Genomic DNA, 20,190 nt, shown 5'->3' with positions numbered 1-20,190 from the left:
CCCTTGAAGTTCTTTTATTGTCAGGGGACACCATGTCATCAGAAAAAGCGGCAAAAAACATAAGCGCCAGGTCTCACGCTATCAGCCCTGGCGTAAGCGTACTCGGAGCCAGAACGCATAACCTCAAGGACGTCTCCTTTACCTTTCCCCGCGATGCCATGGTGGTGTTTACCGGCATATCGGGATCGGGGAAATCTTCCCTGGCGTTTGACACGATCTATGCCGAGGCGCAGCGACGCTTTATGGAGTCTATCGCACCGCACGCGCGGCGTCTGATTGAGCAAGCGGCTGCGCCGGACGTGGATGGTATCGACGGTTTGCCACCCGCCGTTGCCCTGCAGCAGAGCCGTGCCGGTGCGCAGGAGCGCTCAACGGTCGGGAGTCTGACGCGGATCTCCGTTACCCTGAGGCTGCTGTTTTCCCGCGCCGGCAGCCATCCTGCCAACGTCCCATTTCTGGCAGCGGAATCTTTCTCGCCCAATAACCCGCAGGGCGCCTGTCCGGCCTGCCAGGGGCTGGGCATGGTACATGACGTTAAAGCCGACGCGCTGGTGCCGGACGATTCGCTGAGCATTCGCGAAGGGGCGATAGCCTCCTGGCCCCCTGGCTGGCAGGCAAAAAATCTGCGTTCAATTCTGGAAACGCTGGGCTACGACATTGATGCGCCGTGGAGGACGCTGGCTGAGAAAGATCGCGAGTGGATCGTCTTCACCGACGAACAGCCCTCGGTACCGATCTTTTTGGGACTCAATGCGCAGCAGCGCCAGGAGGCAATCGCCGCCGGTACCGAGCCCGCCTATACCGGAACCTACACCAGCGTCAGAAAATACCTGCTGCAGAGCTACTCCGGCGGTAAGGAGTCGGTGAAAAAACGACTCTCCCGCTTCATTACCGTGGCACCCTGCACCGAATGTCACGGCAAGCGGCTTAATCAGAGTGCGCTGGCCTACCGGTTTGCGGGCCTTGATATTGCTGAGATGGGCGATCTGACGATTACGCAGCTGAAGGCGCTGCTTTTACCCTATGCCGAAGGCCATCCTCAGCAACTGCCTGCCGAGGCCGCGCTGCGGGAAGCCGTCGTCAGGATGACGACCGATATCTGCGGCCGCCTCGACCAGCTGGAAAAACTGGGGCTCGGGCATCTGTCTCTCAGCCGCCGGACTACCATGCTCTCCTCGGGAGAACTACAGCGGATCCGACTGGCTACGCAGCTTATTTCCCGCCTCTTTGGCGTGATTTACGTGCTTGATGAGCCTGCGGCTGGCCTGCATCCGGAAGATGTACGCGCCCTGCTCAAGTCCCTGCGTTTGCTTCTCGATGCGGGAAACTCGCTGGTTATCGTCGAGCACAATCTGGACGTGATCGCCGAAGCCGACTGGCTGACGGAGGTGGGACCGGGCCCAGGGCATTTGGGCGGTGAGATCGTGTATAACGGTACGCCATCAGGTCTCAAACAGGTGTCCAGTTCCACTACCGCAGGCTACCTGTTCGACAGGCATCGTCCGGGGCTGCGTCAGCGGCGGCTTCCCGAACGCTGGCTCAAGCTAGAGCAGATAACCTGCAATAATATTCATGACATGAATGTTTGCATCCCCCTTGAACGGATGACCGCCATCACCGGCGTGTCTGGCTCGGGCAAGTCCACGCTTCTCGCCCGGGTGCTCCCCGCGCTGCTTCAACGGCTCGACAAAACCCCCGAAGAGGAAGGTGCCGAGGAGGAGAGCGTGGTTCCGGATGTGCAGGGTAAAATCACGGCGGGCGGAACATCTCTTAAACGTCTGGTTCGTATCGATCAGCGGCCTATCGGGCGGACGCCGCGATCCAATCTGGCGACCTATACCGGCTTTTTTGACACCGTACGCAAGCTTTTTGCCGAAACGGACGAGGCGAAAAAGCGCGGCTTTAACGCCAGCCGGTTTTCCTTCAACCTGCCCGCCGGTCGCTGTGCCGCCTGCGAGGGCCAGGGGCAGATCACCATTGAGCTGCTGTTTATGCCCGAGGCAAGCGCACCGTGCTCTGCCTGCGGCGGACGTCGCTACAATGATGAAACTCTTGCGGTGCGGTGGCATGACAGAACAATAGCGGACGTGCTGGATCTCACCGTCGACGAAGCTATCTCGGTATTTGAGGACAATGACGCTATCCAGCGCTCTCTTGCCGCGCTTGCCGCGCTCGGTCTCGGCTACCTGACGCTGGGTCAGCCTGCGACCGAACTGTCCGGCGGTGAATGCCAGCGCATTAAGCTCGCCTGGGAGCTGCAGCGCGTGCAGCGGGGTAAAACGCTCTATCTGCTGGACGAACCCTCTACCGGGCTGCATCCGGCGGATATGGATAAGCTAATGCGGGTTCTTGACAGGCTGGTTCAGCGTGGCGATACGGTGGTCATGGCAGAGCACGATATGCGCATCGCCGCCGAAGCTGACTGGGTCCTCGATCTCGGACCTGGGTCTGGCGAAAACGGCGGACAACTTGTTGCGACCGGTACGCCGGAAGAGGTAAGCCGATCACCGGACAGCCTCACTGCTCCCTACCTGGGGTCAGCTTTGAAAACGGAAAACATCCTACGCTAAGCCTGTTTTTTGTACAGGCTGCTATCTACTGAGCGTAATGAACGGTATTTCCCCTGTCCCAGCTTGAGGTTTGTTCTCCAGACGTAATCTCCACTCAGGTTGATGTGTCCCCATCCCAGCGGGGACACATGAGAAATCAACAGGTCATTGAATGGGATCCCTTTTCGCTTCAGAGAATCTATGGCTCTTTCTATATATACCGATTAGTACGTGACTTTTACGCACTGAGAGCCACAAAGAAAAGCATCATGCAAAAACACATCTTCAGCATCCTTGTCGGTAGACGATGCGCCAGAGCAACACCCGAGGCAACGGTGAACATGGCCCCCATGGCCATCGGTAAGCCGACGGACCAGGCAACGTGCCCTGCAAAAGCGTAGGATATCAGTGCGGTGAATGCGCCTGGCAGAACCAGCGCCAGCGCCGTACCCTGTGCTCTGGTTTGAGAGTAAGAAAAGAGTGCGACCAGCAGCGGAACGATAACCATACCCCCGCCCACGGTAAAAAGGCCAGACATCAATCCGCACACCGCGCCTGTCACAGGGAGCCAGGATTCAGACAAGGTATAGTTACGGGATGCACCCCGCTTCAAAACAGCGTACAGATAATAAAATGCAAGCAGCAAAATGAAAGCACAAAAAAACAAATTTAACGTTTTCGCGTTAAGATGGATCGCCAGCGTCGATGAAATAGCAGAAAATATGCTGGACAAAATACACACTGGAATAATTTTCTTTAATCTTATGTCGTTTCTTCGCCGATAATGGATGACACTCATAATAAGATTCGGGATGATCATAACCAATACTGTCCCCTGAGCGAGTTGCTGATCCATTTGAAACAGCCAGGCCAGTATCGGTATGGCAATAATCCCACCACCTATGCCTAACAACCCACCTAAATAACCCAGCCCACCGCCTATACAAAAACACTCTATAAATAATATTAACATTGAATAGTTATTCATCGTGATATCGTTTCTGACAAAGCACTATAGCATCTGAAATCAGGAGTTAAAAATGGAAGAAACACCCTGAAAAATACATTTAAGATATTGTTTATTATGATTAAATATCAGTTTTTACGATTTGGAAAAAAAGTTTTTACTTTTAATTTTTTCTGTACGGCTATACACATTACCCATGGGAATTATAATGGAAAAAACCAAAACCGGGAGTACCTCATGATGACGATAAAAATAGCAAAAACACTCTATGACAAACATATTGACTCACATACTGTAAGAAAACTTGATGACGAAGGTAATGTGTTGTTGTATATCGACCGTTCCATTCTGAATGAATATACCAGCCCTCAGGCATTCAGTGGCTTACGTGAGCAAAAGCGAAAAGTCTGGAATCCGCAATCTATTTTGCTCAACGTTGATCATGTCAACCCGACCCGGCCGAAACGCGATCCAGAAATGACCGATTCCGGTGGTGCAATTCAGGTGAAATATTTCACCGAAAACAGCCAGCACTTTAATATCGAATTGTTCGATGTGATGGATAAGCGTCAGGGTATTGAGCATGTTGTGGCTCATGAGCAGGGGTTAGCGATGCCAGGTATGGTTATCGCTGCCGGAGATAGCCATACCACCACCTATGGCGCTCTCGGTGCTTTCGGCTTTGGTATCGGCACATCGGAAATCGAGCATTTTCTGGCCACTCAAACGCTGGTTTATAAAAAACTACGCAATATGCGCGTCACACTGGAAGGAGAGCTCTGTGCAGGCGTGACCTCCAAAGACATTATTATGGCCCTGATAGCCCGTATCGGCGCTGATGGTGCCACGGGGTATGCTATTGAGTTCTGCGGAGGCGTTATTGATAGTCTTAGCGTTGAGGCGCGCATGACTATCTGCAACATGGCGGTAGAAGCGGGTGCGCGCGGCGCAATTATGGCTCCAGATGAAAAGGTTTTTGCTTACCTGAAAGAGACACCGCGGGCACCGAAAGGGGAGATGTGGGACCGGGCAGTAGAGAGCTGGCGGACACTGAAAACCGATACCGACGCGAGATTCGATAAAGAAGTGTATATCGACTGTGGACAGCTCGAACCTTTTATTACCTGGGGGATCAGCCCCGATCAGGCTGGCCCTATCAATGAGGTCATTCCCGACCCGCAAACCATTTCTGACGTGCAAAAAAGACACGATTACCTGACAGCGCTGAAGTATATGGAGCTGAAACCCGGTACACCATTTACTGAAATCCGTATCTCTCATGCCTTCATCGGTTCCTGTACCAATAGCCGCATTGAGGATTTACGTGAAGTGGCGAAGGTGCTGGCAGGTAAAAAAATAGCCCCACATGTAAGGGGAATGATTGTGCCTGGCTCAACCCAGGTGCGTGAGCGGGCAGAACAGGAAGGCCTGGCGAAAATCTTTATCGATGCGGGTTTTGAATGGCGGCAATCCGGCTGCTCAATGTGTCTGGCCATGAATGAAGACGTTCTGTCGCCAGGCGATCGCTGTGCCTCAAGTACGAATCGTAATTTTGCAGGCCGTCAGGGCGCGGGTTCGCGCACCCATTTAATGAGCCCGGCGATGGTGGCTGCTGCAGCCGTCGCAGGTCACCTAACCGATGTCAGATATTTCACCGAGGCTTAATAATGGAAGCATTTAATTGTGTAACTGGTATTGCTGCCCCCATGATGGCAGCAAATATTGATACTGATGTGATTATGCCGAAGCAGTTTCTTAAAGGTATCGACCGCAGCGGTCTTGATAAAGGATTGTTCTTTGACCTTCGTTTTAATAAAGACGGCAGCCTTAACAGCGATTTCATTTTAAATCAGCCAGGGTGGCAGGGAGCAACATTTTTGGTTGTTGGGCCTAATTTCGGCTGTGGTTCCAGTCGGGAACATGCAGTATGGGGTTTGAAACAATTAGGCATTAAAGCCTTAATAGGTACTTCGTTTGCTGGAATTTTCAATGACAACTGTCTGAGAAATGGAATATTAACCATTTGTCTTAATGAAACGGATTTGCAGCAAATCGCCGGATGTATTCAGCATCGTAACACTAATACACTGACAGTAGATCTTGCGCAGCAGTCACTTACGACCGTTGAACAGGTTTATTCATTCCATGTGGATCAAATTAAAAAGGACATGCTATTACAAGGACTGGATGCTATTGGTTTTACTTTATCCTTTACCCATGAAATTAAGCAATTCGAAACACAATACTTTGACCGTAATCCATGGCACAGAACCGGTCAGAATTAACAGGAATAAACACCATGAAAATTGTCAATTTTAAAATTAATGGTCAAAATAAGTTCGGCATCTTAAATGATAAAGGAATTATTGATGCCAGTGCGATTTATGGTAATCGCTATTCATCATTAAAAGCTTTTCTGGAGCATGAAGATGTTGCTAGTCTGGAAGCGATCGCGAGCTTATCCGCTGATTATTCGATTGAGGAACTCGAGTTTATTCCGGTAATTGATAACCCTAACAAAATTATTTGTGTAGGGATGAATTACAGTGAAAAACGCCTGGAATTTAATGAGCTGAATCCAGAGCCTACGCTGTTTGTACGCTTTGCCGACTCCCAAACTGGGCATCTTAGCTTTGTCAACAAACCGGCTGAATCCCGGGAGTTTGATTACGAGGGAGAGCTGGCGGTAATTATCGGTAAAAAATGCTCACATGTCAGCGAACATGATGCGCTGAAATACGTTGCAGGCTATAGCTGTTATATGGATGGTTCAGCACGTGACTGGCAACACACCTGGTATACCGCCGGTAAAAACTGGCCACGCACTGGCGCATTTGGCCCCTACTTAACCTGCAGTGACGAAATTCCAGATCCACATAACTTACAAATCCGGACATTTCTGAACTCACAGGAGGTGCAGTGTGATAATACCAAAAATATGATACACAAAATTCCTTATCTTATTTCTTATATCAGTACCTTTACCCCATTAAGTGCTGGCGACGTAATTATTACTGGCTCTCCTGGCGGAGTAGGCAAAAAAAGAACACCACCACTTTTTTTGAAAGATGGTGATTGTATTGAAGTGGAAATAGAAGGACTGGGACGCTTAAAAAATCATATCAAAGAATCTGTCACGTCATAATAAAAACAATATTAAATCATCTTCACCTCTTAAGGAAGTCATGCATCCTATTACAATTAAGGCGGACTTATGAATCACGTTGAAAGTAATACCCTACAACAAAGTAAAAAACTGGCTGAGACGCGTTCGCTGAGCGCTCTGTCGGGAAAAGAAATTTGTTCAGTACCTGTCTGGTTTTTGGGGGTTATGTGTATTGTTATCGGCGCAGCAGCATGGTTTGGTACGCTACCCAAAAACATGATTGGCGGACTGGCGATAATCATGTCTTTAGGATTTATTTTATCCACTATTGGTAAAAATATCCCGGTGATTAAGGATATCGGAGGGCCCGCGATATTTTGCCTTATGATCCCCTCTATTTTAGTCTTTTATCATGTCATCCCTCAGAACGTACTGGACTCCGTTCATGTATTAATGAAGGATGCCAATTTCCTGTACTTTGTTATCGCGACGCTGGTTGTCGGCAGTATCCTTGGCATGAACCGCATCATTCTGGTTCAGGGGATGATCAGAATGTTCTTTCCGTTAGTGGTGGGAACCATCACCGCGGTAGGTGTCGGTCTGTTGGTCGGAAAAGCGGTGGGTTACACTTTTTATCATACATTTTTCTTTATCATTGTTCCTATTATTGGTGGCGGTATTGGGGAAGGCATTTTACCACTATCTCTCGCTTACTCCTCAATCCTTGGCACCACCCCGGATATCTATGTCGCACAGCTGGTCCCTGCTGCTGTCGTCGGGAATATTTTTGCTATCGTATGCGCGGGCTTCCTCTCCAAGCTGGGGAAGATGAAACACGAACTCAGTGGCAACGGCATGCTGATCCGTACTGCTGAGGATAACGCAATATTCAATAATATTGCTGAAGATGGTAATGGTAAAACTGATTATTCCCTGATGGGGGCCGGATTATTGATGATTTGCTGCTTCTTCATTTTTGGGGGGCTGCTGGAACGGATTGTACATATTCCTGGTCCGGTACTGATGATTGTCATGGCCGTTATTTGTAAATACGCAGGTGTTATCCCCGGAAAAATGGAGGTGGGCTCGAAGTCTTGCTACAAGCTGATTTCCACTTCGCTGATTTGGCCGACGATGATTGGTCTCGGTATGCTGTATGTCCCGCTTGAAAGTGTGGTATCTGTATTTTCTGTTGCGTATGTGACGGTTTGTGCCTCAGTGGTGCTTTCAATGGCCCTGGTGAGCTTTTTCCTTGCCCGATTCCTGAATATGTATCCTGTCGAAGCCTCTATCGTGACCGTTTGCCATAGCGGACTCGGTGGCACTGGTGACGTTGCCATTCTCTCTGCCTGCGACCGTATGGGACTTATGCCTTTCGCGCAAATATCTACCCGTATTGGTGGCGCCTCTACTGTTATTCTTGCAACAATGCTGCTGGCCGCTTTTGCCTGATATTTTTGCCGCCCCGTTAAAAGGGGCGGCTGTCAGAAAAAAATGTCACTAAAATAGCTTTCGAGAAAAGTAATACACTTTTGGGTTTTAATCGATTCGTCCAGTTTGTTCGGGTACAACGCCCACACCGAAGCCTTTTCATAATAGTCAGGTAAAACCTGAATGAGATCGCCAGATTCAATATAACGCTTTGCATCCCATTCGCTTCTAAGCGCAATACCATGATCGTCAAGCGCCCAGTGCAGAATCACTTCACCATTATTCGATGACAAATTGCCTTCCACCCGTACCGTCTCTTGCTTTTGACCATTGGTAAGATGCCAAAGGCCGAAGGTTAACCCTTTTTCCTGCAAAAAAAGGCATTTATGGTGAGCTAAATCTGTCGGTGACTCAGGTAAATTCTGTTGATTCAGGTAACCTGACGATGCGCAAAGAATGCGCCTGTTATCGGCGATTTTTTTCGCATAGTAGCGTTCGTGAACCTCCTCTCCGACCATAATTTCCAAATCAATATTTTCTTTAATTAAATCCAGTTTTGTATCTGTTAAAGTGAGTTTTATCTTTAAGTTAGGGTTTAGTTTCGAAAACATGGAGAGTGGTGTGGTAAGATGATTTTTGCCAAAGCCAAATGAACTACAAATATGAAGATTGCCCTTAATATCTTTTTTTGTATTGACGATTAAATCCATCGCCACATTATTTTTTCTGATGATTTCTTCGGCCTGAATGAGGGCCACTTCCCCCGCTGCTGTCAGGCGCATTTCTCGGGTATTACGGTGCAGCAGCTTGGTATTCAATGTTTGCTCAAGTGCGGCAATCCGCTTGGTCACCCAGGCATTTGAAAAACCGAGTTCTACTGCTGCATCTGTAAAGCTGTTATGGCGTACCACCGCCAGAAAAACTTCCAGGTCTTCCACATGAGGCCATTTCCTATTCATCAGGGATGATCCTTGTTATGTATTCACAGAGTTAATAGCTTATGGGAAATGCGAGCCACAAAACAGAGGAGATTGCTTCCAGGATAAGCAGTGTATTACTAACATTTAAATCCAGGCCGTTATTTGGATACGGTTCATCCATTTAATACCGCCTGCTTTCCAGAGGCTGACGGATTTCTTACGCCGGACAGGTTGCGAACGTGAAAGCCGGGTGCAGCGCCGTATAGCGCTACACCCTCCCCTCAGTTACTCCAGCGCCAGCAATGCGAAACTCGCCAGCCAGTGTCCGCCGCTGTAGTGGCTTCCAACCACATGCTCGATGCTGGCAGCAAGATGACGCTCAACCGCCTCGCTCAACGCCTGCTGCCCCGGGTGATCAGTCGGCAACGCTTTCGCAATATGCTTCATGCACCAGGCGCGGCTGAGGTTTAAACCATCAAGGTGCGCAATTTTGGGATCGGTACGGTCGCTCACCTCCGCCGGGTTCATCAGCGCCGACACCGAGCCCACTTCAGGAAGAAACGCATCGAACCATGCGGGGAAGCGATCCGTCACCTTGCTCATTAGCAGTGCCTCGGTGAGCGCCCCGGAAATATACTCGTCCCCTCCTGGCTCATAGTGCGCCGGATAGTCCGTGTCAGCGAGATAGAAGCGGTTTGCCGCCGTTACGATCGATTGCTCAAGTGCGTTATCCTCCACGGCGCGGGCATAGTCCAGACCCAGCGCCAGCGCAAAGGCGGTGTTGTAATGGGTACCAACCCGAATCGGGTACGTTAGCTTACTGAGATAATCCATCAGCCTGCCGCGAATATCCTGCGTTAAAGGCTGCAGCGTCTGATACCAGCCTGCGGCCTGAGGTAAAGCGGATTGCTTTAGCTCCTGAGCCAGCGCCAGCAACCAGCCGTAGCCGTAAGGCCGCTCAAAAGAGGCCCGAAACGGCGCGTTAAAATAGGCCAGCTCCTGGGCCACCTTCTCTTCCGTCATGTGCTCATCAAATAGCGCGACGATCTCCTCCCGGCACGGCAGGTCAGGATAGCGGCGCACGCAACGCAGCAGCAGCCAGTAGCCATGCACCGCCGAGTGCCAGTCAAAACAGCCGTAGAAAATAGGGTGCAGTTCGCGGGGCGGCAATACGTCTCCATCGTCATTAAGCAGATGCATAATGTGGTTCGGATATTCCTGACGCAAATAGGTTAATGGCATTCTGGCAAACGCATCAGCCTGATGTTGAGTAAGTTCCATAACAGCTCCTTAAGTCATTGCTACGCTTAGCGAAATACGAGGAAATACATTAAGAACACGTTAACTACCAGCAGGGTTAGCGCGGTCGGGATCTGGATTTTGATCACCTGGTACTTATCTTTAAGCTCTAGCAGAGCCGCAGGAACGATATTGAAATTGGCAGCCATCGGCGTCATCAGTGTGCCGCAATAGCCTGCGTACATGCCAATCGCCAGCAGCGGTGCCGGGTTACCGTGATGTACGTTGATCAGGAAGGGTAAGGCGATGCCTGCACTCAGCACCGGGAACGCGGCGAAGGCGTTGCCCATGATCATGGTGAAGAGCGCCATACCCACGCAGTAGATCACCACCAGCATGAAACGACTATCCGGGTTCACAAACAGGCTGACTACCTTTTGCACCGATTCGCCGGTATTTGCCACCACAAACACACCGCCCAGCATGGCAAGCATCTGCGGCAGGATCACCGCCCAGCCGATGGTATCAACCAGGCGACGAGACTGGCGGACCGCATGCAGCGGTGTCCCCTTCGTCAGCCACCAGCCGGTGAGGATCGCGGCAACGCACGCCACGCACAGGGCCGCGAGCGTAAGCTGTTTCTGATCAAGCAGGTAAACCCCGCCCACCGACACGCCTTTCAGGAACAGGGTACCGATCACCGTAACCACCGGGATCATCAGCGCTGGCAGGAACAGCCAGTTTTTCAGTCGATTTGCCGAGGCGACGCGTTCGGACTCGGTGGACATCTTATAGTGTCCTTTACCCACCAGCCCAAAACCTGCCAGCAAGGCAATGAGAATGACGCAGCCGCCAATGATCCGGTACGCCAGAGACTTGCCCAGCTCCTGCACCATAAGATCGCCAAACAGGAAGATGCCGCCAAACAAAAACCAGAACAGCGCGGTGGTAAAGCGTTTAGGGTTGGCGCGGTCGCGCAGGGTCATCACAACCAGCAGCATCACAACAAAACCAATCAGGTAGTACACGCGGTTAATAGTGATTAACGTCATCATGGGGCGATCTCCTGTGTACCCTGCTCTGCTCTCCAGGCCATCACGTCGCGACGGATGCTCGCATCCAGGCGCAGCAGGCGCGTCATATGAATTACCAATGCCGCGATGGCGGTCGGAATGGCCCACAGGCCGATATGCAGCGGTTCAATTCCCTCAATGCCGCTCTCTTTCAGGAAGGCGTCAATCAGCAGCACCGCGCCAAAGGCGATAAAGATATCCTCGCCAAAGAAGACCGCAATGTTGTCGCACGCGGCGGCATGGGCTTTGATTTTGTCGCGGATATGCTGCGGCAGCTCGCCATATTCATTCAGCGCCGCCCCTTCGGCCATCGGCGCAAGCAGGGGACGCACCGTTTGAGCATGACCGCCAAGCGACATCAGTCCCAGCGCCGCCGTTCCTTCACGCGCCACAAAGTAGAGCATCAGAATACGTGCCGAGGTAGCGCTGGCGATCTTCGCGACCCAGGCCTGCGCCCGCTCTTTCAGCCCGTAATACTCCAGCAGACCAATAACAGGCAGGATCAGGATAAAGGTTGCCAGCGATCGGCTATTCACGAACTTTTCGCCAAACGTCTCCAGTAACATCCCAAAATCCATCCCCACCAGCAGACCGGTAGCTAGCCCCGCCACCACGACCACCAGCAGCGGGTTGAAGCGTAGTGCAAAGCCGATAACCACGATGGGTATCCCAATCAGCGGCAATAATGTCGAACCGTCCATAAACGTTTACCCTATCCAAAGTGAGTGTTGCGCGCCGACGGCTATTTTTTTAATACTTCGTATCAGGACGAAGCGTGATGCATTCCGGCGAGCGATGTTGTGTTTTGCGCCCGGCTCCACAGAACCAGTACTAAAAAGCTATATCTGAACCACAAAAACATGTAAACAATTTATCAATAAAATGTTCTTATTTTATCGATGTAAGTTTACATTTTTGGCTAAGAGTCACACTCCGGTAAGGACCGTTATGACCTTAAAAACACGAGCTACATCAAACCACGACGATATAACGGATGGCCGGATCGTCTCTTCTCGCCATCTGGTGTCTGAGCGCTGTGCTGAGTTATCGGAGCTGGAATACGCGCTGATCATGACCAGCAATGCGTTCAATAAATGGATGGTGCGCTGCATGACCGCTGCCGGGGAGCCTGATATGGCGGCCTTTGATGTCTCCCTTCTGCATCATGTGAACCATCGCAACCGTAAGAAGAAGCTGGCCGATATCTGTTTCGTTCTCAACGTTGAAGATACCCATGTGGTGACCTACGCCCTGAAAAAACTGGTCAAAGCGGGCTACGTGACGAGTGAGAAAGTGGGGAAAGAGCTCTATTTCTCAACCACAGAGGAGGGTAAAGCGCTATGCATGAAATACCGCGATGTGCGTGAAGCCTGCCTGATCAATATTCATGCGGAAAGCGGCATTTCAGGGGCATCTATCGGTGATACCGCGCAGCTGCTGCGCACGATATCGTCTCTGTATGACACCGCCGCCCGGGCGGCGGCATCGTTGTGAGATAACTGAACAGGCGTTAAGGCGTAGGGAGAGCGGTTTCGTGGAGATGTCGCCAGCGGACCGTGCCATCCGGCTCGGATACAAACACTACGGTTGAGAAACGTAACGTCGCGTTTTGACCGGGCAGCTGCTGGCGCTCCTGATAGGTCACGGTTGCGCCACCTGTGCTCTCTGCAACGAGCTGCATATTCTCAATGTCGATGCGCAACCCCCTCTTCGCGCCGCGCTGGGCGCGGAAGAATGCGTTCAATGCCGTAAAATCAAGCATGGCACCACCCGGGGTCACCATCGAGTACGCCGGGCTGAAGCGCGCCAACAGCGCTTCGCACACCTCGATTGCAGCGGTTTCGTCACCCAGCCAGTGGCTAATTAGCGCGTGGGCATCGACGACTTCCTGAAAATAACGATTCATCTCTTCTCCTGTTTGAGCGTTAAGACAAGACTTTGGTTCGGCAGCCGGAGGCAGTAGATCAACGGAATAATTACGCTACCTGCAGCCATTAAAAAACAGAGATGGAAGGCCTGGCTTATTGGCAAACCTGCGCTGAGCATGAGGTTCAACAGTAAACCCAGCACGGCGACGCCTAAACAAAAACTCAGTTGGCGATTAATGTTCCATAGCGCGCTGGCATCCGCTAACTCACCCTCCGCGATGTCAATAAATGCCGAGCTTTGCGCCGTACTACTACACAGGCTGCTGCCGAAACCCATCAAAAGGTAAGCCAGTGCGGCAATGGTAATGTCTTCGACATGACCAATAAGCGTCAGCAACGCAATGCCTGCTCCTTGCCCCAGGCAGCCGATAATAAACAGCGGACGAGGGCCAATATGATTGAATATTTTCCCGGTAAGCGTGATAGCCACACAGGAAGCCAGCGCCCACGGGATCATCATTGACCCTACAAGCGTTGCGCTCATACCCAACTGGTCCTGTAGATAGATCATGGTAATTAGACTCACACCGGTAAATACGCCAGGAATAAAGTGATACACCAGCATTGCGGTTTGCAGCAGCGGCGCGTTCAGCAGTCGTAAGTTGATCAAGGGCGTCGCTTTTCTCAGGGTGTGCCGGGCGAACAACCCCATCAGCATAATGCCGACCACCAGCACTAACCCGCCTCGCCAGATATGTCCCGCCTCTCCCAGATACGTCAGCCCCAGCAGAATCAGCGTGAGCGCCGAGCAGGCCATGATTAACCCTGAAAGATCTAACGGCTCAGACAGTGTCGAACCGACGTCCGGCTTAAGCCAAAGAGCAGAGAGGATGAGCGTGACACCCGCTAGCGGCAAACTTGCTAAAAAGACATAGCGCCAGCTGATGTTATCGACAATCAGCCCGCCAAGGGTGGGTGACAATGCCGGGGCCAGTAACGCCACCAGCATAATCGCTGAAGAGAGCTTTGCACGCTCATGACTGCGATAGAGCGCATAGGTCATCGTCTGCCCGACGGGAATTAATAATCCTCCGCCTATCCCCTGTAACCATCGGCAGGCGATGAGCTGAGATAGCGAAGAGGCAAGGCCCGCACCGGTCGCGCCCGCCATAAACACAATCAGAGACAGCATCAGCAGGCGCCTGGTGCCGATACGCTGGGATAACCAGCGGCTTAACGGTATCACCAGGGTGAGGCCCAGGATATACCCGTTGCTCACCCAGGCTAACAGGCTCACCGAGGCATCAAAGCGTCGGCCAATATCGGGATACGCTACGTTGCCGATAAACATGTTAATTAGATCAATGAAGAATCCCAGCAGATAGATACTGGCAACGCGTACTCGATAACTCATTTTCTTCCCTTAAAACAGCAAAGTGCGCGCAGTATAGGCACTGAACAGGATAGGATAAACGCCACGTTCGGCGTTATAGTGTCAAATTCATTTTGACAATAAGCGGGTTGACGGAGGGATGAATGCTCAACATGCAGCGGCTTGAGATATTTGTTGCGGTAGTGGAAGCCGGTAGCTTTACGAGAGCAGCGCAAACGTTGGGGCTGACTAAGGCAGTCGTCAGCTTTAACATCAAAAAGCTGGAAGAAAAACTTGGCGTGTCGTTACTTACACGTAGTACCAGGCAGGTCGCCGTTACCGATTCGGGAGAACGCTTCTACCATCGTTGCCTGCGGCTTCTGCAGGAGGCTGAAAGCGTATTTAATGACGTGCGTAGCGATCATTCCGGCTTAAGCGGTGTGCTTCGCATCACGACTACCCAGGAATACGGTGCTCATGTGGTTGTTCCGGCGCTTGCGGCTTTTTCAGCTGAGCATCCTCAGCTCAGAATTCAGCATGTTTCCTCTTCGAAAAACGACGATCTGATTGCCGGGCGATTTGACGTTGCCATCCGGCTTGGTCAGCTAACGGACTCAAGCCATCATGCCAAACTGATCGACCGGTTCGAGATCCTCCCCGTTGCGTCACCTGCTTACCTGAAGCGCGACGGAGGAGTGCACTCTCTCAGTCTGGAACAGCTTGCCGAGGCGAGCTGGCTGGCCCACACCCGACTTGCTACCCCGCTTAACTGGCAGGTTCTGACTCCAGAAGGCGAAAGCGTACTTTTTCGGGCGCATCTCCCCCCGGTAATCATGGCCGACAGCGCGGCCTCACTCCTGGCGTTTGCCAGATGCGGGGCCGGTATTGCGCTGCTGCCGGCCTGGCTGGTTCAGGACGATGTGAATAACGGCCAGCTTGTCCATCTGCTTCCCAATCACCGCTTTCCTCGTCAGGGGATCTATGCGCTGTATCCCAATACGCGCCATGTTCCAGAGAAAGTGCGAATGTTCATCGACTTTTTACAAAACTGGGTGACAGGTGACTAACGCCCTCTGACAGCCGCTCCGCCGGTGATGAGCTGCTGCGCCATCGGCCGGGAGATAAAGCGCGCCGGGAAGATAGGATCAATCGCGCTGGCCTGCTCCAGACGCTGGAGCTGCTCATCACTGAGCACGACATCCAGCGCAGCAAAATTGTCCTCGGCCTGAGCGACGGTACGTGCCCCCATAATGGTGGAAGCAACGGCAGGGTTACGTAATGTCCACGCCAGCGCAATTTGTGACGATGACGCCCCGCTTTCATGGGCGATGTCGCTTACCACCTCGGCAATGGCCAGCGCACGCTCGTTAAGATGGCCGGTCGAGGCGATGATCCCCTTACGCGTCGCTGCCACGTCGGCACCGTTCTCATCAGAGAGATCGGCCCGGCTGTATTTGCCGGTCAGGATCCCACCGCCGAGGGGTGACCACGGCAGGACGCCGAGGCCCATCGCCTGCGCCATCGGGATCAGCTCATGCTCCACCGTACGCTCCACCAGGCTGTACTCAATTTGCAACGCCACAAATGGCGACCAGCCGCGCAGATCGGCCAGGGTCTGCATCTGGGCGATACGCCATGCCGGTGTGTTACAGATACCCAGGTAGAGAATTTTGCCATCACGAACGAGATCGTCGAGAGCGCGCATCACCTCATCCGGCGAGGTAGTGAAATCCCATGCGTGCAGATAGAGCAGATCGATGCGGTCTGTATCGAGCTGCCGCAGGCTGGTCTCAACGGAGCGGACGAGATTGTAGCGGTGATTCCCGCCCGCATTGGGGTTACCCGCTTCCCGCGACATAGTGAACTTGGTGGCCAGCACGATACGGTCGCGTTTCGCCTTGATCATCCGTCCGAGAATTTTTTCCGCGCTGCCGTTGGTATAGTTAACTGCGGTATCGATAAAGTTGCCGCCACGTTCGACATAGGCATCAAAGATGCGTTGCGCTTCCGCGTCATCCGCGCCCCATCCCCAGTCAGAGCCAAAAGTCATGGTCCCCAGCGAAAGAGGTGAAACACGTAATCCGGAACGGCCCAGCAGGCGGTATTGGTCGAGTGCTGATGAGGTAGTCATGATGTCCGATCTCCTAAAAGTGTTGGTTCGACTATCATCCTCTATCAGAACGCGGGTCAGCGGATAGACATGAGATCCGCAATGATTGCACGATCGTCCTGGCTGAACGATGCTCTCTATGCGGAGACTTTTTTCAGGGATACTATGCCTGCCTATGAACAATCTTAATGCTCTCGTAGATATTATTGGCCGCCATGTGCCGGACGATGGCACATACCGCTGCGCCCTGCCTGGCGTGACGCTGATCCGTGCGTCGTCGCCAACCATGCCGATGCCGGTGATCTATACGCCAACGCTCTGTCTTGTGGCACAGGGAACCAAGGAGGCGCGCCTTGGGGAGACAGCCTACCGTTATGATGCAGCCAACTACCTGATTGCCTCCGTGGAGCTGCCTGTCATGGGGTCGGTTATCGAGGCCACGGCGGAACGGCCCTACCTCTGTCTGCAGCTTGATTTCGATATGACCGCGCTGTCAGAGCTGGCCATCCGCTACCCCTCTCCGTTGACCGATGCGCAGGCTTCCCCCTCAGGGATTATGTTAAATAAGACCCCCCCGGAACTGCTTGATGCGGCCATACGCCTCGCCAGCCTGCTGGATACGCCACAGGATATTGATGCGCTCGCCCCGCTGACGCTTCAGGAGATCCTTTATCGTCTGCTGACGGGGCCGCAAGGCGACATTATTCGCCATATGGCCAAGGGCGAGAGCCGGCTTAATCAGATTGCCCGGTCTATTATCTGGATCCGAACCCACTTTCGGGAAGCGTGCCGCATTGAACAGGCGGCCAGCGTTGCCGGGATGAGCCGTTCGGCCTTCCATCACCACTTCAAAGCCGTTACCACCATGAGCCCTATTGCGTTCCGCACGCATCTGCGCATGCAGGAGGCGCGACGGCTTATGGTGAGCGATGCAATAGACGCCGCCAGCGCGGGCTTTCATGTTGGGTATGAGAGTCCGTCCCAGTTTAGTCGCGACTATGTGCGGATCTTCGGTATCTCCCCTGCCATGCACGCCAGCCAGCTGCGTAATACGTCGTGAGGGGAATTGCCGGGACGAACCCGGCGCGATGAGTGTTAACTGCGGGGGGTATTATGCCAGTGCTGCTCGCACCGCTCTTTTGCCTCGGTGACCAGGTCGCGCAGGTCCGGGAGGGGATCGCCAGAGCCATAGTCCAGCGTACTGGTTGCTTCTTCCTGTTCTTCTTTCGCGGCGAAGCTCAGGGTGTCATCCAGCTTTTGCCAGCTGCCATCCCGCTGTTGGTATATCAACGCATAGGTTGGCGTCTTTTCGTCATCGCCATAGATCTCGTATTTTTGCGTTGGTGCATCTTCAGGGCCAAACTGCAGCGTATCGATCAGGGTTGAATCAGCCATCGTGTTCTCCTCTTTGTTAAGGAGTAAGGTTAGCTTATAAATAGCGAGGCTGCGGGCTTGCCTGTGGGATCGTTATCTTCACCCCTTCACCACCGATACGCCCTGCTCTTCCACCGACCGGATCCAGCCTTCATCGGTCCCCTCCTCGACCACCAGCGTATTGATAAGCGACAGGCTACCGATCGCAAAGGGTGATGCGGCGTTAATCTTTTCCGGCGATGCCAGCACCACTGTCTCAGCGGCTCTGCCGGAAAATGCACGTTTGATGCACGCCTCTTCGTAATCCCCGGTGGTCAACCCCGCTTCCGGGTGAATACCGGTCACGCCCATAAAGAAGAGATCGGCATGAATGTTTCCGATACCCTCTATGGCCGCCGCACCGACGGTAACAATGGAGTGTTTATACAGGCGGCCGCCGATCAGGATGACCTCAATGGCGGGATGATCAATCAGGCCCAGAGCAATGCCTGGACTATGCGTCACCACCGTAATGCGGAGATCCACAGGCAGCTGCTTAACAAGCTCCGAGGTTGTCGTTCCGCCATCGATAATCACCACCTGCCCGTCTGAAATCAGCTCAACGCCTTTGCGGGCTACGCGCTGTTTTGCATCTATTTTAAGCGATTTGCGCGCTGAGAAGGTGCCGGTGGCCGATGAGGCTGGCAGCGCGCCGCCGTGCACCCGTTGCAGGTGCCCTTCTGCCGCAAGCTCGCGTAGGTCACGGCGGATGGTATCTTCCGATACCGCAAAATGTGCGCTGAGATCCTTTGACAGAACCTGACCCTCGGCGGCCAGCTTTTCACGTATCAGCTGTTTGCGTTGACTGGTTAGCATCGTTTTATCACCTGCACGAATTAACTTGATCTTGCACGAAAGTGCTGTTTATGATGGTTACTCTACGTATTGGAGCGCTATCATGCAATCAAAACATGCAGAAGTACGGATCATCAACACACAAACTCTTTCCGATGACTGGTATACGCTAAAGAAATATACCTTTGCGCTGCAGCGCCAGAACGGCGAGTGGCAGCAGCAAAACCGGGAAGTATATGACCGAGGCAATGGCGCAACTATCCTGCTCTATAACCGCCAACAGCGAACCGTGATCCTCACGCGTCAGTTCCGCTTCCCTGTCTATGTGAACGGACACGACGGTATGCTGATCGAAGCGGCGGCTGGCCTGCTGGATAATATGGATCCGGAAAACCGCATTAAAGCTGAGGCGGAAGAAGAGACTGGATTTCGTATTTCGCACGTTGAGAAGGTATTCGAAGCCTATATGAGTCCCGGCTCGGTAACGGAGAAGCTCTATTTCTATATCGCAGAGTACCAGGCTGAGGATCGAACCGGCACGGGTGGCGGTATCGAAGCAGAAGGAGAGGATATTGAGGTGCTAGAGATGACGCTGGAGGACGCATTAGCCGCCATCGAAAGCGGCCTGATTGTGGATGGCAAAACCATTATGCTGCTCTATCACGTTGCCCTGAAGGGGGTTTTATAATGTTTACCCTATATCATTATTCTTAAAGGCTCAGGAGATAAAATGAAAGACAACGCGCACACTATACCTGCCGGATACTCCAGTATTGCTCCGGGTCATATCGCCTCGGTCGTCACCTGTCTTGAAATGCGCGAGAAGCCCGCTGGTGCGCCGGTCCCTCTACCGGAAGGGTTTACGTTGCAGCCTTTGACGCATCGCGATCCTGATGCTTACCGTAGCCTGTTCCGCAAGGTAGGCGCAGACTGGCTCTGGTTTTCGCGTCTCATGATGAGCGATGAGACGCTGATTAGCGTGCTGCAAAATTCTAGCCGGGAGATCTACGTTATCCATCATAACGATCGGGATGCAGGGCTGATGGAGCTGGACTTCAGCGAACCCGGCGAGGTCGAACTGGTCTTTCTCGGACTGACACCCGACGTCACCGGCAAGGGCATTGGCCGGGCGGTAATGAGCGCGGCAACGGAGCTCGCCTGGGCGAAGCCCGTTCAGCGTTTTTGGGTGCATACCTGCACCTTCGATCACCCTTCCGCGCTCGGGTTCTATATCCGCTCAGGGTTTACCCCCTACGCTCGACGGGTAGAGGTGCAGGCCGATCCGCGCCTCAGCGGCCATCTGCCGCTGGACGCCGCGCCGCATGTGCCGCTGCTCTCTGCTTGAAG

The 20,190-nt window shown here is 52.7% G+C and carries 20 protein-coding genes and 1 pseudogene; 10 read left to right on the top strand and 11 right to left on the bottom strand.

From position 1 onward, the window contains the following. The first annotated feature begins 32 nt into the window (after nt 1-32). Nucleotides 33-2,570 carry an excinuclease ABC subunit UvrA gene (locus NR795_RS06080; protein ID WP_257757552.1) on the top strand — a complete coding sequence of 846 codons (2,538 nt, stop codon included), beginning with the start codon at nt 33-35 and terminating at the stop codon, nt 2,568-2,570. On the opposite strand, the pseudogene NR795_RS06075 reads toward NR795_RS06080, so the two are convergent. Next, a pseudogene (locus NR795_RS06075) lies at nt 2,567-2,773 on the bottom strand (Tn3 family transposase); the annotation flags it as partial. The gene NR795_RS06080 and the pseudogene NR795_RS06075 sit on opposite strands and share 4 nt — an antisense overlap. A 14-nt stretch (nt 2,774-2,787) precedes the next feature. Beyond that, nucleotides 2,788-3,537 (bottom strand): sulfite exporter TauE/SafE family protein, encoded by a 750-nt coding sequence (locus NR795_RS06070; protein ID WP_257757551.1) that lies wholly within the window; start codon nt 3,535-3,537, stop codon nt 2,788-2,790. A 216-nt stretch (nt 3,538-3,753) separates the two neighbouring features. Here NR795_RS06070 and leuC point away from each other — a divergent pair, with 216 nt between their 5' ends. The 4 genes from leuC (at nt 3,754) to NR795_RS06050 (ending at nt 8,074) form a co-directional block, all read left to right on the top strand. After that, entirely contained in the window at nt 3,754-5,181 is a 1,428-nt protein-coding gene (gene leuC / locus NR795_RS06065) for a 3-isopropylmalate dehydratase large subunit (protein ID WP_257757549.1), read from the top strand. A gap of 2 nt (nt 5,182-5,183) precedes the next feature. Next, nucleotides 5,184-5,801 (top strand): 3-isopropylmalate dehydratase small subunit, encoded by a 618-nt coding sequence (gene leuD / locus NR795_RS06060; RefSeq protein ID WP_257757548.1) that lies wholly within the window; start codon nt 5,184-5,186, stop codon nt 5,799-5,801. 14 nt (nt 5,802-5,815) lie between these two features. Continuing rightward, nucleotides 5,816-6,661 carry a fumarylacetoacetate hydrolase family protein gene (locus NR795_RS06055; RefSeq protein WP_257757547.1) on the top strand — a complete coding sequence of 282 codons (846 nt, stop codon included), beginning with the start codon at nt 5,816-5,818 and terminating at the stop codon, nt 6,659-6,661. Between the two features lie 69 nt (nt 6,662-6,730). Beyond that, on the top strand, nt 6,731-8,074 hold the full coding sequence (locus NR795_RS06050) for a 2-hydroxycarboxylate transporter family protein (RefSeq protein ID WP_257757546.1): 1,344 nt from the start codon (nt 6,731-6,733) through the stop codon (nt 8,072-8,074). A 32-nt stretch (nt 8,075-8,106) separates the two neighbouring features. Here the strand turns inward: NR795_RS06050 and NR795_RS06045 are convergent, their stop codons facing one another. The 4 genes from NR795_RS06045 to NR795_RS06030 form a co-directional block, all read right to left on the bottom strand. Continuing rightward, entirely contained in the window at nt 8,107-9,012 is a 906-nt protein-coding gene (locus tag NR795_RS06045; RefSeq protein WP_257757544.1) for a LysR family transcriptional regulator, read from the bottom strand. 246 nt (nt 9,013-9,258) lie between these two features. Further along, nucleotides 9,259-10,254 carry a DUF2891 domain-containing protein gene (locus NR795_RS06040; protein ID WP_257757542.1) on the bottom strand — a complete coding sequence of 332 codons (996 nt, stop codon included), beginning with the start codon at nt 10,252-10,254 and terminating at the stop codon, nt 9,259-9,261. A 26-nt stretch (nt 10,255-10,280) separates the two neighbouring features. Beyond that, a complete protein-coding gene (locus tag NR795_RS06035; RefSeq protein WP_042395177.1) occupies nt 10,281-11,267 on the bottom strand; it encodes a DUF979 domain-containing protein in 987 nt (328 codons plus the stop codon). Next, complete coding sequence (locus NR795_RS06030; RefSeq protein ID WP_042395176.1) at nt 11,264-11,986, bottom strand: DUF969 domain-containing protein; 723 nt, start codon at nt 11,984-11,986, stop codon at nt 11,264-11,266. Before NR795_RS06030 ends, NR795_RS06035 begins: the two co-directional genes overlap by 4 nt. A gap of 247 nt (nt 11,987-12,233) precedes the next feature. Here NR795_RS06030 and NR795_RS06025 point away from each other — a divergent pair, with 247 nt between their 5' ends. Next, complete coding sequence (locus NR795_RS06025; protein ID WP_238084687.1) at nt 12,234-12,779, top strand: winged helix DNA-binding protein; 546 nt, start codon at nt 12,234-12,236, stop codon at nt 12,777-12,779. Nucleotides 12,780-12,795: 16 nt separating this feature from the next. On the opposite strand, the gene NR795_RS06020 is transcribed toward NR795_RS06025, so the two are convergent. Beyond that, complete coding sequence (locus tag NR795_RS06020; RefSeq protein WP_257757540.1) at nt 12,796-13,191, bottom strand: DUF4440 domain-containing protein; 396 nt, start codon at nt 13,189-13,191, stop codon at nt 12,796-12,798. Beyond that, nucleotides 13,188-14,567 carry an MFS transporter gene (locus NR795_RS06015; RefSeq protein ID WP_257757539.1) on the bottom strand — a complete coding sequence of 460 codons (1,380 nt, stop codon included), beginning with the start codon at nt 14,565-14,567 and terminating at the stop codon, nt 13,188-13,190. The genes NR795_RS06020 and NR795_RS06015 overlap by 4 nt, the downstream gene beginning before the upstream one ends. A gap of 122 nt (nt 14,568-14,689) precedes the next feature. On the opposite strand from NR795_RS06015, the gene NR795_RS06010 reads away from it, so the two are divergent. Next, nucleotides 14,690-15,592, top strand: a complete 903-nt coding sequence (locus NR795_RS06010; RefSeq protein WP_257757538.1) for a LysR family transcriptional regulator — start codon at nt 14,690-14,692, stop codon at nt 15,590-15,592. On the opposite strand, the gene NR795_RS06005 is transcribed toward NR795_RS06010, so the two are convergent. After that, nucleotides 15,589-16,656: an aldo/keto reductase gene (locus NR795_RS06005; protein WP_144815847.1), complete on the bottom strand. Its 1,068-nt coding sequence runs from the start codon at nt 16,654-16,656 to the stop codon at nt 15,589-15,591. The genes NR795_RS06010 and NR795_RS06005 overlap by 4 nt on opposite strands. A gap of 154 nt (nt 16,657-16,810) precedes the next feature. Here NR795_RS06005 and NR795_RS06000 point away from each other — a divergent pair, with 154 nt between their 5' ends. Next, a complete protein-coding gene (locus NR795_RS06000; protein ID WP_257757537.1) occupies nt 16,811-17,695 on the top strand; it encodes an AraC family transcriptional regulator in 885 nt (294 codons plus the stop codon). Nucleotides 17,696-17,730: 35 nt separating this feature from the next. Here the strand turns inward: NR795_RS06000 and NR795_RS05995 are convergent, their stop codons facing one another. Then, complete coding sequence (locus NR795_RS05995) at nt 17,731-18,030, bottom strand: hypothetical protein (protein WP_257757536.1); 300 nt, start codon at nt 18,028-18,030, stop codon at nt 17,731-17,733. A gap of 78 nt (nt 18,031-18,108) precedes the next feature. Next, nucleotides 18,109-18,864 (bottom strand): DeoR/GlpR family DNA-binding transcription regulator, encoded by a 756-nt coding sequence (locus NR795_RS05990; protein ID WP_144815854.1) that lies wholly within the window; start codon nt 18,862-18,864, stop codon nt 18,109-18,111. 82 nt (nt 18,865-18,946) lie between these two features. Here NR795_RS05990 and NR795_RS05985 point away from each other — a divergent pair, with 82 nt between their 5' ends. Both NR795_RS05985 and NR795_RS05980 read left to right on the top strand, forming a co-directional pair. Further along, nucleotides 18,947-19,531, top strand: a complete 585-nt coding sequence (locus tag NR795_RS05985) for an NUDIX domain-containing protein (RefSeq protein ID WP_257757535.1) — start codon at nt 18,947-18,949, stop codon at nt 19,529-19,531. Between the two features lie 42 nt (nt 19,532-19,573). Next, nucleotides 19,574-20,188 (top strand): N-acetyltransferase, encoded by a 615-nt coding sequence (locus tag NR795_RS05980; protein WP_257757534.1) that lies wholly within the window; start codon nt 19,574-19,576, stop codon nt 20,186-20,188. Nucleotides 20,189-20,190: the final 2 nt, after the last annotated feature.

The sequence above is a fragment of the Pseudescherichia sp. L3 genome (assembly GCF_024656065.1).
GTDB lineage: Bacteria > Pseudomonadota > Gammaproteobacteria > Enterobacterales > Enterobacteriaceae > Pseudescherichia.
This window is presented reverse-complemented; position numbering and strand designations above follow the sequence as displayed.